Source organism: Variovorax sp. KK3 (assembly GCF_001984055.1).
In the GTDB taxonomy this organism is placed as follows: domain Bacteria; phylum Pseudomonadota; class Gammaproteobacteria; order Burkholderiales; family Burkholderiaceae_C; genus Variovorax.
The window spans coordinates 1-14,583 of sequence record NZ_LYVO01000050.1 but is presented as its reverse complement, the minus strand read 5'-3'; the positions used below and the strand labels follow the sequence as shown (position 1 = coordinate 14,583).

Here is a 14,583-nt window from a genome sequence, read left to right as displayed (position 1 = left end):
CGAACGACAAGGAACAGAAGGAACCACGATGGGAAAGATCACCGGCTTCATGGAGCATGAGCGCATCGAGGAGGGCTACAAGCCCGTCGAAGAGCGCGTCAAGCACTACAAGGAATTCGTCGTCGGCCTCGACGAACAGCAGGCCAAGGTGCAGGGCGCGCGTTGCATGGACTGCGGCACGCCGTTCTGCAACAGCGGCTGTCCGGTCAACAACATCATTCCGGACTTCAACGACCTGGTCTACCAGAGCGACTGGCAGAGCGCCTTCGTCGTGCTCGACTCGACCAACAACTTCCCCGAGTTCACCGGCCGCATCTGCCCCGCGCCCTGCGAGGCCGCCTGCGTGCTCAACGTCAACGACGACGCGGTCGGCATCAAGTCGATCGAGCACGCGATCATCGACCGGGCCTGGGACGAAGGCTGGGTCGCGGCGCGCCCGGCCAAGCACAAGACCGGCAAGAAGGTCGCCGTGGTCGGCTCCGGCCCGGCCGGCATGGCCGCGGCGCAACAGCTCGCGCGCGTCGGCCACGACGTCACCTTGTTCGAGAAGAACGACCGCATCGGCGGCCTGCTGCGCTACGGCATTCCCGACTTCAAGATGGAGAAGGTCCACATCGACCGCCGCGTCGAGCAGATGAAGGCCGAGGGCGTGACCTTCCGCACCGGCGTGATGGTCGGCGCGGCCAAGGACCCGCTGGGCAAGGGCTCCAAGGTCACCAACTGGGCCAAGGAAATCGTGACGCCCGAGCAGCTCGACAAGGAATTCGACGCCGTGCTGCTGACCGGCGGTGCCGAGCAGTCGCGCGACCTGCCGGCGCCGGGCCGCGAGCTCGACGGCATTCATTTCGCCATGGAGTTCCTGCCGCAGCAGAACAAGCTCAATGCCGGCGACAAGGTCAAGGGCCAGCTTCGGGCCGACGGCAAGCACGTGATCGTGATCGGCGGCGGCGACACCGGCTCCGACTGCGTGGGCACCAGCAACCGCCATGGCGCGGTGAGCGTCACGCAGTTCGAGCTGATGCCGCAGCCGCCCGAGGAAGAGAACCGCCCGATGACCTGGCCGTACTGGCCTTACAAGCTGCGTACCAGCTCCAGCCACGAAGAAGGCTGCGAGCGCGAGTTCGCGATCTCCACCAAGGAATTCATCGGCGAGAAGGGCAAGGTCACCGGCCTCAAGACGGTTCGCGTCGAGTGGAAGGACGGCAAGATGGTCGAGGTCGCGGGCAGCGAGCAGGTGCTCAAAGCCGACCTGGTCCTGCTGGCGATGGGCTTCGTGAGCCCGGTAGGCAACGTGCTGGACGCCTTCGGCGTCGAGAAGGACGCGCGCGGCAATGCCAAGGCCTCGGTCGAGTTCATTGGTGGCTATGCGACCAACGTGCCCAAGGTGTTCGCTGCCGGCGACATCCGCCGCGGCCAGTCGTTGGTGGTGTGGGCCATTCGCGAAGGCCGCCAGGCGGCGCGCTCGGTCGACGAATTTCTGATGGGCTACAGCGATTTGCCGCGCTGACGAGGCCAGTCAGCAAGGAATCGCAGGAAATCCCAGGTTATCGTGGGGAATTAGCGGGCGATTAGCCCCTCCGTTCGTCGGATGGGCACGCCCCATGCTTCATTTATCATGGTCGGCCTCCGTGAGCCGGGGATGCCTCAGGCGCCCCGGCTTTTTTGTTGCCCATGAATCAATCAGATCCCTCTTTGGTCGAGTTTCGCGACGTCCGCTTCGGCTATGGCGATCGCGCGATCCTCGACGGCGTGTCCTTCACCGTGCCTCGCGGCAAGGTGACGGCGCTCATGGGTGCGTCCGGCGGCGGCAAGACCACCGTGCTGCGGCTGATCGGCGGGCAGGTGCGCGCCCAGCGCGGCGAAGTGCTGCTCGATGGGCAGGACATCGGCCGCATGGGCAGCGACGCGCTCTATGCCGCGCGTCGCCGAATGGGCATGCTGTTCCAGTTCGGTGCGCTCTTCACCGACATGAGCGTGTTCGAGAACGTCGCCTTCCCGCTGCGCGAACACACGCGGCTGCCCGAGGCGCTGGTGCGCGACATCGTGCTCATGAAGCTCGATGCCGTGGGCCTGCGTGGGGCGCGCCAGTTGATGCCCAGCGAAGTGTCGGGTGGCATGGCCCGCCGTGTGGCACTGGCCCGGGCGATCGCGCTCGACCCTGACCTGGTGATGTACGACGAGCCCTTCGCCGGCCTCGATCCGATCTCGCTGGGCACGGCGGCGCGGCTGATCCGCCAGCTCAACGACACGCTGGGCCTCACCAGCGTGGTCGTGTCGCACGACCTGGAAGAGACCTTCCGCATCGCCGACCACGTGATCATCCTGGCCAACGGCGGCATCGCCGCGCAGGGCCGGCCCGAAGAGGTGCGCGAAAGCACCGAGCCGCTGGTGCATCAGTTCGTCAACGCGCTGCCCGACGGGCCGGTTCATTTCCACTATCCCGGGGTCACCGTGGAGGATGACTTCGGCAACAACAGTCACGGGGAACGCGCGTGAGCTGGTACAAGCCCGCCGACGTCGGATTCGCGGTCCGCTCCAAGCTGGTCGACCTGGGCGCGGCCTTGCGCCTGTTCCTGAGCCTCAGCTTCCGCGGCGCGCGCAGCCTGCGCCGCTTCGGCCTGGTGCGCGACCAGATCCATTTTCTCGGCAACTATTCACTGGCGATCATCGCGGTGTCGGGCCTGTTCGTCGGCTTCGTGCTCGGGCTGCAGGGCTACTACACGCTGCAGCGATACGGCTCGTCCGAGGCGCTGGGACTGCTGGTGGCGCTCAGCCTGGTGCGCGAACTCGGCCCGGTGGTGGCCGCTCTGCTCTTCGCGGGCCGCGCCGGCACGTCGCTGACGGCCGAGATCGGCCTGATGAAAGCCGGCGAGCAGCTCAGCGCCATGGAAATGATGGCGGTCGACCCGGTGCAGCGCATCCTGGCGCCGCGCTTCTGGGCCGGCGTGATCACCATGCCGCTGCTGGCCGCGGTGTTCAGCGCGGTCGGCGTGATCGGCGGCTACGTCGTGGGCGTGCTGATGCTCGGCGTCGACCCCGGTGCCTTCTGGGGCCAGATGCAGGGCGGCGTCGACGTCTGGCGCGACGTGGGCAACGGCGTGGTCAAGAGCATCGTGTTCGGATTCACCGTGACCTTCATCGCGCTGCTGCAGGGCTTCGAGGCGCAGCCGACGCCCGAGGGCGTGTCGCGTGCGACCACGCGCACGGTGGTCGCTGCATCCTTGGCCGTCCTCGGCCTCGACTTCCTTCTCACTGCCATGATGTTCAGCATCTAGTAGAAACCAACCATGCAACGCTCCAAGAACGACGTCTGGGTCGGCCTGTTCGTGCTCATCGGCGCTGCCGCGCTGCTGTTCCTCGCGCTCCAGTCCGCGAACCTGCTGAGCCTGAACTTCCAGAAGACCTACGCGGTCACCGCGCGCTTCGACAACATCGGCGGATTGAAGCCACAGACCGCCATCAAGAGTTCCGGCGTGGTGGTCGGCCGCGTCGAATCGATCACGTTCGACGACAAGAACTTCCAGGCCAGCGTCACGCTCGCATTGCAAAGCCGCTACAGTTTCCCGAAAGACAGCTCGCTCAAGATCCTGACCAGCGGCCTGCTCGGCGAGCAGTACATCGGCATCGAAGCGGGCGCCGAGGAGAAGAACCTGCAAGCCGGTGACGTCATCACCTCGACGCAGTCCGCCGTCGTGCTCGAAAACCTGATTGGCCAGTTCCTCTACAACAGGGCCGCCGACGGCAGCACCCCACCGGCCGCGAGCGCGCCGGCCAACAGCAACAAGAAATGAAAACTCCGACCCCACGACCCACCTCGCCGGGCCTCCGCACCCTGGTGGCGGCAGCCGCCCTGGCCCTGCTGGCCGGTTGCGCGACCGGCCCGGGCGCCAACCCCCGCGATCCGTTCGAGCCATTCAATCGCGGCGTCTCGCGGTTCAACGACAGCGTCGACGACGCGGTGCTCAAGCCGGTGGCCAGCGCCTACCGCCGCGTGCTGCCGTCCTTCGTGCGCACCGGCGTGAACAACTTCTTCGGCAACCTGTCGGACGTCTGGAGCTTCGCCAACAGCGTGCTGCAGCTCAACCTGCGTTACAGCGCCGACAACTTCATGCGGGTGAACGTCAACACCATCTTCGGCCTGGGCGGGCTGCTCGACATCGCCACCGAAGCCGGCATCGATCGCCATTCCGAAGACTTCGGCCAGACCCTCGGGCGTTGGGGCGTGCCCAGCGGCCCCTACCTGGTGCTTCCGCTGCTCGGCCCGTCCACCGTTCGCGACGGCTCGGCTTTGCTGGTCGATCGCCAGGGCGATCTGGTCAACCGGATCCACGATATCCCGTGGCGCAATTCGATGTACGTGTTGCGCGTCGTCGACACCCGCTCCAACTTCCTGCGCGCCAGCGAACTGCTGGGCGAAGCCGCCCTCGACAAGTACTCGTTCACGCGCGACGCCTATCTGCAGCGCCGGCGCAGCGAGATCCACAACGGCGAGACGCCGGACGACGACACCGATTGAGGTCGGAGACGCGCGCGTTTGCATCCCGTTGCCGGTGCCCGCCCTGCGGCGGGAACCTGCCGTTGCAGAGCTGCCTCCAATCCCAGACCGGACGCCGGACCTGAAACTTCACAAAGGGACTTTTTTCGATGATCCAGACCCTGCAACGACGCTCCCTCGGACGCCTGGCCCTGGCCGGGCTGCTGCTCGCGGGCGCCGCCGCCTTCGTGCGCCCCGTGCATGCTGCCGACGAGACGCCCGACGAGCTGGTCAAGCGCATCTCGACCGACGTGCTCGAAACCATCAAGGCCGACAAGTCCATCAAGGCCGGCGACGTGGCCAAGATCATGGCTCTGGTCGACGCCAAGATCATGCCCAACGTCAACTTCCAGCGCATGACGGCCTCCGCCGTGGGCCCGGCCTGGCGCCAGGCCACGCCCGAGCAGCAACAGCGCCTGCAAGATGAATTCAAGAAGCTGCTGGTGCGCACCTATGCGGGCGCGCTCGACCAGGTGAGCGACCAGTCGGTGACCGTGCGGCCCTTCCGCGGATCGCCCGACGACAAGGAAGTGCTGGTGCGCACCGAGGTCCGCGGCACCGGCGATCCGGTGCAACTCGACTACCGCCTCGAAAAGACCCCGGGCCAAGGCGGCGGCTGGAAGGTCTACAACCTCAATGTGCTCGGCGTGTGGCTGGTCGATACCTATCGCAGCCAGTTCTCGCAGGAGATCAGCTCGAAGGGCATCGACGGCCTGATCGCCGCGCTGGCGGAGCGCAACTCGCGCAACGGCAAGAAGTAAGGGCATTCGCGCGATGCTCGTTTTGCCGCCCAGGCTCACGCACGACGAAGCGCCGGCCTGCGTGCTGATGCTGCGCCAGGGCCTGGCGGGGCAGGGCGCCTCGTCCACGGTGGTGGACGCGACCGCCCTCGAGCATTTCGACTCGTCCGCACTCGCGGTGCTGCTCGAATGCCGGCGTGAATCCAGTGCGTTGGGGCGCGGCTTCGCGGTCAAGGGGCTGCCGCCGCGCTTGCGCGAGCTGGCGTCGCTCTACGGCGTCGCGGGCCTGCTGCCTGCCGCACCCTGAGCCGAGAGGCCTTTGGCCGCCCCGGCAGCGCGAAAACGCCGGGGCCCTAAAATCCCGGGCTCTCATGCCCGCGATCTCCTTCCAATCGGTCTCCAAGACCTACCCCGCCTCGCGCCAACAGCGCGCCCAGGGAAAACCCGGCCTCAAGGCCGTCGACCAGGTCACGTTTCAGATCGAGGAAGGCGAGTTCTTCGGCCTGCTGGGCCCCAACGGCGCCGGCAAGACCACCCTGATCAGCATGCTGGCCGGCCTTTCCAGGCCCAGTGCCGGCACCATCAGCGTGCATGGTTTCGACGTGCAGCGCGACTACGGCCAGGCCCGGCGCCAGCTCGGCGTGGTGCCGCAGGAGCTGGTGTTCGACCCCTTCTTCAACGTGCGCGAGTCGTTGCGAATCCAGTCCGGCTACTTCGGCATCAAGAACAACGACGACTGGATCGACGAGCTGTTGAGCAGCCTGGGCCTTGCCGACAAGGCCAGCGCCAACATGCGCCAGCTCTCGGGCGGCATGAAGCGCCGTGTGCTGGTTGCGCAGGCGCTGGTGCACAAGCCACCGGTCATCGTGCTCGACGAGCCCACCGCCGGCGTCGACGTCGAGCTGCGGCAGACTCTGTGGCAGTTCGTCGCCAAGCTCAACAAGCAGGGCAGCACCGTGCTGCTGACCACCCATTACCTTGAAGAGGCAGAGGCGTTGTGCAACCGCATCGCGATGCTCAAGCAGGGACGCGTGATCGCGCTCGACCGCACCAGCGAGCTGCTGCGCTCGGCGGCGAGCAACGTGCTGCGCTTCAAGACCGACGGCATGCTGCCCTGGGAACTGGCGCAGCATGCGCGCATCACCGGCCGCATCGTGCAGCTGCCGGCCCAGAACGCGCACGAGGTCGAGCAACTGCTGGCCGCGATCCGTGAAGCAGGGCTCGACGTCGAGGACGTGGAAATGCGCAAGGCCGATCTCGAAGATGTGTTCATCGACCTGATGGCCGGCGAACAGACGCCCCTGGAGGTCGCACGATGATGATCAATGCGCTGGGCTGGCGCGCGCTGCTCTACAAGGAAACACTGCGCTTCTGGAAGGTCGGATTCCAGACCGTCGGCGCGCCAGTGTTGACAGCGCTTCTCTACCTGATGGTCTTCGGCCACGTGCTGGAAGACCACGTCAAGGTTTACGGGACGGTGAGCTACACGGCCTTCCTGGTGCCCGGGCTGGTCATGATGAGCGTGCTGCAGAACGCCTTCGCCAACAGCTCGTCCTCGATCATCCAGAGCAAGATCATGGGCAACCTGGTCTTCGTGCTGCTGACGCCGCTGTCGCACTGGGGCTGGTTCATGGCCTATGTCGGCTCGTCGATCGTGCGTGGGCTGGCCGTGGGCCTGGGGGTCTTCATCGTGACGGCGCTCTTCGCGGTGCCGGGCTTCGAGGCGCCGATCTGGATCGTCGTGTTCGCTTTCCTGGGCGCCGCCATCCTCGGTACGCTGGGCCTGATCGCCGGACTCTGGGCCGAAAAGTTCGACCAGATGGCCGTGTTCCAGAACTTCCTGATCATGCCCATGACCTTTCTGTCGGGCGTGTTCTATTCGATCAACTCGTTGCCGCCGTTCTGGCAGAAGGTCAGCCACCTGAACCCCTTCTTCTACATGATCGACGGGTTCCGCTACGGCTTCTTCGGCATCAGCGACATTTCGCCCTGGGTGAGCCTGTCGATTGTCGGGGGGGCCTGGCTGGTCGTGAGCGCGATCGCCATCCACCTCCTACGCATCGGCTACAAGATCCGAGGCTAAGGACATGGCCCCCAGGCTTTTCACTCGCTGCGCTCGCGTAACGCCACCCCCCGAGGGGGCTGAGCCGCCTTGGGGCGGCCCGGCGCCGGCTCTTTCCCTCTTATGACTGCCGAAGAACTCCAATCCATCATTCAGGCCGGCCTGCCCTGCGAACACATCACCCTCGAGGGTGACGGTCGTCACTGGTACGCCACCATCGTTTCCACCGAGTTCGAGGGCAAGCGCGCCATCCAGCGACACCAGCGCGTCTACGCCACCCTCGGTGCCAAAATGCACACGGACGAGGTGCACGCGCTTTCGATGAAGACCTTCACGCCCGCGGAATGGGCGGCCCAGAACTCCTAGTTTTCTCGCGGACCTTTCATGGACAAACTCCTGATTCGCGGCGGGCGGCAGCTCCGCGGCGAGGTACTCATTTCCGGCGCGAAGAACGCCGCGCTGCCGGAGTTGTGCGCGGCGCTGCTCACCGACCGCCCCATCACGTTGCACAACGTGCCGCGCCTGAACGACGTGTCGACCATGCTCAAGCTGCTGCGCAACATGGGCGTGACGGCGGAGCGCGACGACAACGGCACGGTGGCGCTGGATGCCGGCGCGCTCCACACGCCCGAGGCGCCCTACGAACTGGTGAAGACGATGCGGGCCTCGGTGCTCGCCCTCGGGCCGCTGCTCGCGCGCTTCGGCAAGGCCAAGGTGTCGCTGCCGGGCGGCTGTGCCATCGGCTCGCGGCCGGTGGACCAGCACATCAAGGGCCTGCAGGCCATGGGCGCGGACATCGTGGTCGAGCACGGCTACATGGTGGCGGGCATCGCAGGCGGACGCCGGCGCCTGCACGGCGCGCGCATCACCACCGACATGGTGACCGTCACCGGCACCGAAAACTTCCTGATGGCCGCCGCGCTGGCCGATGGCGAGACCGTGCTCGAAAACGCCGCCCAGGAACCCGAGATCACCGACCTGGCCGAGATGCTCATCGAGATGGGCGCGAAGATCGAAGGCCACGGCAGCAGCCGCATCCACATCCAGGGCGTCGACAAACTCCACGGCTCGACCCACCGCGTGGTGGCCGACCGCATCGAGGCCGGCACTTTTCTGTGCGCGGTCGCGGCCGCCGGCGGCGACGTGCTGCTCAGGCATGGCCGCGCCGACCACCTGGACGCCGTCATCGAGAAGCTGCGCGAAGCCGGCGCCGAGGTCGGTGCGGTGGATGGAGGCATTCGCGTGCGCAGCCAGGGCCGCCTGAAGGCGCAGAGCTTCCGCACCACCGAGTACCCGGGCTTCCCCACCGACATGCAGGCGCAGTTCATGGCGCTCAACGTGATCGCCGAGGGCACCTCGACTGTGACCGAAACCATCTTCGAGAACCGCTTCATGCACGTGGACGAGATGTTGCGCCTGGGCGCCAAGATCCAGACCGACGGCAAAGTGGCCGTGATCGAGGGCGTGCCTCAGCTGTCGGGCGCGACCGTGATGGCGACCGACCTGCGTGCCTCGGCCAGCCTGGTCATCGCCGGCCTGGTGGCCGATGGCGAGACGCTGGTCGACCGCATCTACCACCTCGACCGCGGCTACGACCGCATGGAAGGCAAGCTGCGCGGCCTGGGTGCCGACATCGAGCGGGTCGCCGGCCCGGCGGAGTACCAGCCGTGATCACGCTCGCACTGTCCAAGGGACGCATCTTCGACGAGACCCTGCCGCTGCTGGCGGCCGCCGGCATCGAGGTGAGCGAAGACCCCGAGAAATCGCGCAAGCTGATCATCGGCACCTCGCGGCCCGACGTGCGCGTGGTGCTGGTGCGCGCTTCCGACGTGCCCACCTACGTGCAGTACGGCGGTGCCGACCTGGGGGTGACCGGGCTCGACGTGCTGCTGGAACATGGCAACCAGGGCCTCTACCAGCCGCTGGACCTGCGCATCGCGGCCTGCCGCCTGAGCGTGGCGGTGCGCGCGGACTACGACTACGCCTCGGCCGTGCGCCAGGGCTCGCGCATCAAGGTGGCGACCAAGTACGTCGGCCTGGCGCGCGACTTCTTCGCGACCAAGGGCGTGCACGTGGACCTGATCAAGCTCTACGGCAGCATGGAGCTGGCGCCGCTCACCGGCCTGGCCGATGCCATCGTCGACCTGGTGTCGACCGGCAACACCCTCAAGGCGAACCAACTGTTCGAGGTCGAGCGCATCATGGACATCAGCGCGAGGCTGGTGGTCAACCAGGCCGCGCTCAAGCTCAAGCAGGCGCCGATCCGCCGCATCATCGACGCGTTCGCGTCGGCCATTCCTTCCGCCTGAGATGAACCTGAAAGCCACGCCCGCCCGCCTGTCGACAGCCTCGGCCACCTTCGAGGCCGACTTCAAGGCGCGCCTGCATTGGTCGGCGGACACCGACGCCGCGATCGAGCAGGTGGTGGTGGACATCCTGGACGACGTGCGCCAGCGCGGCGATGAGGCCGTGCTCGAATACACCCGCCGCTTCGACCGGCTGGACGTCGCCAGCCTCGACGCGCTCGAGCTGCGCGCCTCCGAGCTGCAGTCCGCCTTCGACAGCCTGCCTGCCGTGCAGCGCGAGGCGCTCGAAGCTGCGGCGCGGCGCGTGCGCAGCTACCACGAGGCCCAGAAGAAGGCCAGCGGCGAGAGCTGGAGCTACCGCGATGCCGACGGCACGCTGCTGGGCCAGAAGGTCACGCCGCTCGACCGCGTCGGCATCTACGTGCCCGGTGGCAAGGCGGCCTACCCGTCGAGCGTGCTGATGAACGCCATTCCGGCCCATGTGGCAGGCGTGGGCGAAATCATCATGGTCGTGCCGACGCCCGGCGGCGAGAAGAACACGCTCGTGCTCGCCGCGGCACACGTGGCCGGCGTGACCCGCGCCTTCACCATCGGCGGCGCCCAGGCCGTGGCCGCGCTGGCTTACGGCACCGCCACGATCCCGGCCGTCGACAAGATCACCGGCCCCGGCAATGCCTACGTGGCAGCCGCGAAGCGTCGCGTGTTCGGCACCGTGGGCATCGACATGATCGCGGGCCCCAGCGAAATCCTGGTGCTGGCCGACGGCAGCACGCCGCCCGACTGGGTGGCGATGGACCTGTTCAGCCAGGCCGAGCATGACGAGCTGGCCCAGAGCATCCTGTTGTGCCCCGACGCCGCCTACATCGAGCGCGTGCAGCAGGAAATCGACCGCCTGCTGCCGACCATGCCGCGCGCGGCCATCATCGCGGCCTCGCTCGACGGCCGCGGCGCGTTGATCCACACGAAGAGCATGGAAGAGGCCTGCGCCATCAGCAACCGCATCGCGCCCGAGCACCTGGAGGTCAGCAGCCGCGAGCCGGCCCGTTGGGAGCCGCTGTTGCGCCACGCCGGCGCGATCTTCCTGGGCGCCTTCACCAGCGAAAGCCTGGGCGATTACTGCGCTGGCCCCAACCACGTGCTGCCCACCAGCGGCACGGCCCGTTTCAGCTCGCCGCTGGGCGTCTACGACTTCCAGAAGCGCTCCAGCCTGATCGAAGTCAGCGAGGCGGGTGCACAGGTGCTGGGCCCGGTGGCGGTGACGCTGGCCGAGGGCGAAGGCCTGCAGGCCCACGCCGAGGCCGCGCGGCTGCGCCTGCGCCGGGAGCCGTGATGACATCTGCGGCGCGCTGGTCTTCGCGTTGCCTGGGTTTCGTGGCCCTGCTGGGCTTGTTTGCGGTAAGCACTGCCAGCCAAGCCATGAGCATCCGCGAGCTGCGCCTGCTCGAATCGAACGAGAAAGACGGCAAGCTCTACGCCAACTACTACCTGGTCGGCGTGGTCGAGGGCCTGCGCGAGGCCAGCGAGGCCGAGCAGCGTGCCGGCCAGAAGCCGCTGTTCTGCGTCAACGGTCGCCGGCTCGAGCCCTCGATGGCGCGTACGCTCTACCAGACCGAACTCACGCGCAATGCCGACAGCTACGAGGCCGACATGCCGGTGCAGCTGGTCGTCTCGGCCGCGCTTCGCAACAGCTATCGCTGCAACTGATCCGAATGACCTCCGCTTCCGAAGACACCGCCCGCGCGGCGTGCCGCATCCGCACCGACGTCCGATCGATGCACGCCTACGCCGTGCAGGACGCACGCGGCCTGCTCAAGCTCGACGCCATGGAAAACCCTTACGGCCTGCCGCCCGAGCTGCAGGCGGCATTGGGCGAGCGCCTGGGTGCGCTGGCGCTGAACCGCTATCCCGGGCCGCGCGGCGCCGATCTGCAGCGGGCCCTGGCGGCCCATGCCAGGGTGCCCGAAGGCTTCGGCCTGATGCTGGGCAACGGATCGGACGAGCTGATCTCGCTGCTGGCCATGGCCTGCGATGTGCCGGGCGCCGCCATCGTCGCGCCTGAGCCGGGTTTCGTGATGTACGCGATGAGCGCGCAGCTCCAGGGCCTTCGCTTCATCGGTGTGCCCCTCACTGCCGATTTCGAACTGGACGAGGCCGCGATGCTGGCCGCCATCGAGCGCGAGAAGCCCGCCATCGTCTACCTGGCCTATCCCAACAACCCCACCGCCAACCTCTGGGACGACACCGTCGTCGAGCGCATCGTCCAGGCCCAGGGCCGCCAGGACGGGCTGGTCGTGATCGACGAGGCCTACCAGCCCTTCGCCGCCCGCAGCTATATCGACCGCGTGGCGCGGCACGGCCATGTGCTGCTGATGCGCACGCTCAGCAAGTTCGGCTTGGCCGGCGTGCGCCTGGGCTACCTGGTCGGCCCGGCGGCGCTCGTCGCCGAGATCGACAAGGTGCGCCCGCCGTACAACATCAGCGTGCTGAACTGCGAGTGCGCGCTTTTCGCGCTGGAGCATGCAGAAGTCTTCGCGGCCCAGGCGGCGCAGATCCGCGAACAGCGCACCCGCGTCGCCGAAGCACTGGCCACGATGCCAGGCGTGAAGAGCTGGCCCAGCGATGCCAACATGATCCTGGTCCGCCTGCCCGATGCCGCCAAGACCTTCGAGGGCATGAAGGCGCGCGGCGTGCTGGTGAAGAACGTTTCTAAAATGCACCCGTTGCTCGCGAACTGCCTGCGCCTGACCGTCGGAACCGCCGACGAGAACGCGCAGATGCTCGCGGCCCTCGAAGCCTCCCTATGAACACCCCCACGGCCCCCGAAGCAGTCACTGCCGCCGGCGCGCGCATCGCTTCCGTCACCCGCAACACGGCGGAGACGAAGATCAGCGTGCGCGTCAACCTCGACGGCACCGGCCGCGCCAAGCTTTCCACCGGCATCGGCTTTTTCGACCACATGCTCGACCAGATCGCCCGCCACGGCCTGATCGACCTCGACATCGACTGCCAGGGCGACCTGCACATCGACGGCCACCACACGGTGGAAGACGTGGGCATCACCCTCGGCCAGGCCGTGGCCCAGGCGGTGGGCGACAAGAAGGGCATCCGCCGCTACGGCCATGCCTACGTGCCGCTCGACGAGGCGCTCAGCCGCGTGGTGGTCGACTTCTCGGGCCGCCCCGGGCTGGTGATCGACGTGCCCTACACCAGCGGCATGATCGGCGGCTTCGACACCCAGCTCACCCACGAGTTCTTCCAGGGCTTCGTGAACCACGCTTTCGTCACGCTGCACATCGACAACCTCAAGGGCGTCAACGCCCACCACCAGTGCGAGACCGTCTTCAAGGCCTTCGCGCGCGCGCTGCGCGCGGCGCTCGAACTCGATCCGCGCTCGGCTGGCGTCATCCCATCGACCAAGGGGTCGCTCTGAGCCGTACTGGAAACACCGTCGCCGTCGTCGACTACGGCATGGGCAACCTGCGCTCCGTCTCGCAGGCGGTGCAGCATGCGGCCGACCAGGTCGGCGTGGAAGTCTTCGTCACCGCCGACCCCGACGTGGTGCGCCGCGCCACCCGCGTGGTGCTGCCGGGGCAGGGCGCCATGCCCGACTGCATGCGCGAGCTGCGCGACTCCGGCCTGCAGGAATCGGTGCTCGAGGCCGCCGCGAACAAGCCGCTCTTCGGCGTCTGCGTGGGCATGCAGATGCTGTTGTCGGCCAGCGACGAGGGTCCGACGGATGGCCTGGGCCTGATCCCCGGACAGGTGGTCAAGTTTCAACTCGAGGGGCAAGTCCAGCCCGACGGCAGCCGCTTCAAGGTGCCGCAGATGGGGTGGAACCAGGTCATCCAGACCATGCCGCATCCCGTCTGGGCGCAGGTGCCGGATGGCAGCTACTTCTATTTCGTGCACAGCTTCTACGCGCGACCGGCGGATTCGCGCCACAGTGCGGGCGAGGCCGAATATGGCGCACGCTTTACCGCCGCCATCGCACGCGATAATATTTTTGCAACCCAGTTCCACCCCGAGAAGAGCGCGGACCATGGGTTGCAGCTCTACCGAAACTTCCTCCACTGGAATCCCTGAAGCAGTTTTTCGCTGCTCACCATCGCTCGTTCCGCGCACTCCCGCACCATGCTCCTCATTCCTGCGATCGATCTCAAGGATGGTCACTGCGTTCGCCTCAAGCAGGGCGACATGGACCAGTCCACCACCTTCAGCGAAGACCCGGCCGCCATGGCGCGCCGATGGGTCGAGGCCGGCGCACGCCGGCTTCACCTGGTCGATCTCAACGGGGCCTTTGCGGGCAAGCCGCAGAACCACGCGGCGATCAAGGCCATCCTGCGCGAGGTGGGCGACGACATCCCGGTACAGCTGGGCGGCGGCATTCGCGACCTCGACACGATCGAGCGCTACATCGACGATGGCCTGCGCTACGTGATCATCGGCACGGCGGCGGTCAAGAACCCCGGCTTCCTCAAGGACGCGTGCAGCGCCTTCGGCGGCCACATCATCGTCGGCCTCGACGCCAAGGATGGCAAGGTCGCCACCGACGGCTGGAGCAAGCTCACCGGCCACGAGGTGGCCGACCTGGGCAAGAAATTCGAAGACTACGGTGTCGAGTCGATCATCTATACCGACATCGGCCGCGACGGCATGCTGTCGGGCATCAACATCGAGGCCACCGTCAAGCTGGCGCAGGCACTCAGCATCCCGGTGATCGCCTCGGGCGGCCTGTCGAACATGGCCGACATCGACAAGCTCTGCGCGGCGGAGCCGGATGGCATCGAGGGCGTGATCTGCGGGCGTGCCATCTATTCGGGCGACCTCGACTTCGCGGCCGCGCAAGCCCGGGCGGACGAACTGGCCGACGCCGATTGAACGGCGGCTGACCGCGATCGGCAGCCGCCACCATTGGCGGTGCCCACCGCTCAGGCCCCCGAC

18 protein-coding genes are annotated in these 14,583 nt (G+C 67.1%); all 18 read left to right on the top strand.

Annotated elements, in window-relative coordinates; genetic code table 11:
- Positions 1-28: 28 nt before the first annotated feature.
- The 18 genes from B0W80_RS21885 (at position 29) to hisA (ending at position 14,520) form a co-directional block, all read left to right on the top strand.
- A complete protein-coding gene (locus tag B0W80_RS21885) occupies positions 29-1,507 on the top strand; it encodes a glutamate synthase subunit beta (protein WP_077001272.1) in 1,479 nt (492 codons plus the stop codon).
- A gap of 164 nt (positions 1,508-1,671) precedes the next feature.
- Positions 1,672-2,496 (top strand): ABC transporter ATP-binding protein, encoded by an 825-nt coding sequence (locus B0W80_RS21880; RefSeq protein ID WP_077001271.1) that lies wholly within the window; start codon positions 1,672-1,674, stop codon positions 2,494-2,496.
- Positions 2,493-3,275 carry a lipid asymmetry maintenance ABC transporter permease subunit MlaE gene (gene mlaE / locus B0W80_RS21875; protein ID WP_077001270.1) on the top strand — a complete coding sequence of 261 codons (783 nt, stop codon included), beginning with the start codon at positions 2,493-2,495 and terminating at the stop codon, positions 3,273-3,275. The genes B0W80_RS21880 and mlaE overlap by 4 nt, the downstream gene beginning before the upstream one ends.
- 12 nt (positions 3,276-3,287) lie before the next feature.
- Positions 3,288-3,791, top strand: coding sequence for an outer membrane lipid asymmetry maintenance protein MlaD (mlaD, locus tag B0W80_RS21870; RefSeq protein WP_077001269.1), 504 nt, complete (start codon positions 3,288-3,290; stop codon positions 3,789-3,791).
- Positions 3,788-4,516, top strand: a complete 729-nt coding sequence (locus B0W80_RS21865) for a VacJ family lipoprotein (RefSeq protein ID WP_077001268.1) — start codon at positions 3,788-3,790, stop codon at positions 4,514-4,516. Before mlaD ends, B0W80_RS21865 begins: the two co-directional genes overlap by 4 nt.
- Positions 4,517-4,644: 128 nt before the next feature.
- Positions 4,645-5,295, top strand: a complete 651-nt coding sequence (locus tag B0W80_RS21860; protein ID WP_077001267.1) for a phospholipid-binding protein MlaC — start codon at positions 4,645-4,647, stop codon at positions 5,293-5,295.
- 13 nt (positions 5,296-5,308) lie between these two features.
- Positions 5,309-5,581 (top strand): lipid asymmetry maintenance protein MlaB, encoded by a 273-nt coding sequence (locus B0W80_RS21855; RefSeq protein ID WP_077001266.1) that lies wholly within the window; start codon positions 5,309-5,311, stop codon positions 5,579-5,581.
- A gap of 64 nt (positions 5,582-5,645) precedes the next feature.
- Positions 5,646-6,593 carry an ABC transporter ATP-binding protein gene (locus tag B0W80_RS21850; RefSeq protein WP_077001265.1) on the top strand — a complete coding sequence of 316 codons (948 nt, stop codon included), beginning with the start codon at positions 5,646-5,648 and terminating at the stop codon, positions 6,591-6,593.
- Positions 6,593-7,357 (top strand): ABC transporter permease, encoded by a 765-nt coding sequence (locus B0W80_RS21845; protein WP_077001302.1) that lies wholly within the window; start codon positions 6,593-6,595, stop codon positions 7,355-7,357. Before B0W80_RS21850 ends, B0W80_RS21845 begins: the two co-directional genes overlap by 1 nt.
- Positions 7,358-7,459: 102 nt before the next feature.
- Positions 7,460-7,702 (top strand): BolA family protein, encoded by a 243-nt coding sequence (locus tag B0W80_RS21840; RefSeq protein ID WP_068675762.1) that lies wholly within the window; start codon positions 7,460-7,462, stop codon positions 7,700-7,702.
- 18 nt (positions 7,703-7,720) lie between these two features.
- The gene (gene murA / locus B0W80_RS21835; protein WP_077001264.1) at positions 7,721-9,007 is read left to right on the top strand and encodes a UDP-N-acetylglucosamine 1-carboxyvinyltransferase; all 1,287 of its coding nucleotides are present in this window, start codon (positions 7,721-7,723) and stop codon (positions 9,005-9,007) included.
- On the top strand, positions 9,004-9,645 hold the full coding sequence (gene hisG / locus B0W80_RS21830; protein WP_077001263.1) for an ATP phosphoribosyltransferase: 642 nt from the start codon (positions 9,004-9,006) through the stop codon (positions 9,643-9,645). The genes murA and hisG overlap by 4 nt, the downstream gene beginning before the upstream one ends.
- Position 9,646: 1 nt before the next feature.
- Positions 9,647-10,972 (top strand): histidinol dehydrogenase, encoded by a 1,326-nt coding sequence (hisD, locus tag B0W80_RS21825; RefSeq protein WP_077001262.1) that lies wholly within the window; start codon positions 9,647-9,649, stop codon positions 10,970-10,972.
- Between the two features lie 86 nt (positions 10,973-11,058).
- A complete protein-coding gene (locus B0W80_RS21820; protein ID WP_256856646.1) occupies positions 11,059-11,346 on the top strand; it encodes a Rap1a/Tai family immunity protein in 288 nt (95 codons plus the stop codon).
- Between the two features lie 5 nt (positions 11,347-11,351).
- A complete protein-coding gene (gene hisC, locus B0W80_RS21815; protein ID WP_077001261.1) occupies positions 11,352-12,446 on the top strand; it encodes a histidinol-phosphate transaminase in 1,095 nt (364 codons plus the stop codon).
- Positions 12,443-13,072, top strand: coding sequence for an imidazoleglycerol-phosphate dehydratase HisB (gene hisB, locus B0W80_RS21810; RefSeq protein WP_077001260.1), 630 nt, complete (start codon positions 12,443-12,445; stop codon positions 13,070-13,072). Before hisC ends, hisB begins: the two co-directional genes overlap by 4 nt.
- A complete protein-coding gene (gene hisH, locus B0W80_RS21805; protein WP_256856647.1) occupies positions 13,069-13,725 on the top strand; it encodes an imidazole glycerol phosphate synthase subunit HisH in 657 nt (218 codons plus the stop codon). The genes hisB and hisH overlap by 4 nt, the downstream gene beginning before the upstream one ends.
- 48 nt (positions 13,726-13,773) lie before the next feature.
- The gene (gene hisA, locus B0W80_RS21800; RefSeq protein WP_077001258.1) at positions 13,774-14,520 is read left to right on the top strand and encodes a 1-(5-phosphoribosyl)-5-[(5-phosphoribosylamino)methylideneamino]imidazole-4-carboxamide isomerase; all 747 of its coding nucleotides are present in this window, start codon (positions 13,774-13,776) and stop codon (positions 14,518-14,520) included.
- Positions 14,521-14,583 lie beyond the last annotated feature (63 nt).

Coding starts and splice junctions, on each gene's coding strand:
- B0W80_RS21885 (WP_077001272.1), top strand. CDS start 29: ATGGGAAAGATCACCGGCTTCATGGAGCATGAGCGCATCGAGGAGGGC.
- B0W80_RS21880 (WP_077001271.1), top strand. CDS start 1,672: ATGAATCAATCAGATCCCTCTTTGGTCGAGTTTCGCGACGTCCGCTTC.
- mlaD (WP_077001269.1), top strand. CDS start 3,288: ATGCAACGCTCCAAGAACGACGTCTGGGTCGGCCTGTTCGTGCTCATC.
- B0W80_RS21865 (WP_077001268.1), top strand. CDS start 3,788: ATGAAAACTCCGACCCCACGACCCACCTCGCCGGGCCTCCGCACCCTG.
- B0W80_RS21860 (WP_077001267.1), top strand. CDS start 4,645: ATGATCCAGACCCTGCAACGACGCTCCCTCGGACGCCTGGCCCTGGCC.
- B0W80_RS21855 (WP_077001266.1), top strand. CDS start 5,309: ATGCTCGTTTTGCCGCCCAGGCTCACGCACGACGAAGCGCCGGCCTGC.
- B0W80_RS21850 (WP_077001265.1), top strand. CDS start 5,646: ATGCCCGCGATCTCCTTCCAATCGGTCTCCAAGACCTACCCCGCCTCG.
- B0W80_RS21845 (WP_077001302.1), top strand. CDS start 6,593: ATGATCAATGCGCTGGGCTGGCGCGCGCTGCTCTACAAGGAAACACTG.
- B0W80_RS21840 (WP_068675762.1), top strand. CDS start 7,460: ATGACTGCCGAAGAACTCCAATCCATCATTCAGGCCGGCCTGCCCTGC.
- murA (WP_077001264.1), top strand. CDS start 7,721: ATGGACAAACTCCTGATTCGCGGCGGGCGGCAGCTCCGCGGCGAGGTA.
- hisD (WP_077001262.1), top strand. CDS start 9,647: ATGAACCTGAAAGCCACGCCCGCCCGCCTGTCGACAGCCTCGGCCACC.
- B0W80_RS21820 (WP_256856646.1), top strand. CDS start 11,059: ATGAGCATCCGCGAGCTGCGCCTGCTCGAATCGAACGAGAAAGACGGC.
- hisC (WP_077001261.1), top strand. CDS start 11,352: ATGACCTCCGCTTCCGAAGACACCGCCCGCGCGGCGTGCCGCATCCGC.
- hisB (WP_077001260.1), top strand. CDS start 12,443: ATGAACACCCCCACGGCCCCCGAAGCAGTCACTGCCGCCGGCGCGCGC.
- hisA (WP_077001258.1), top strand. CDS start 13,774: ATGCTCCTCATTCCTGCGATCGATCTCAAGGATGGTCACTGCGTTCGC.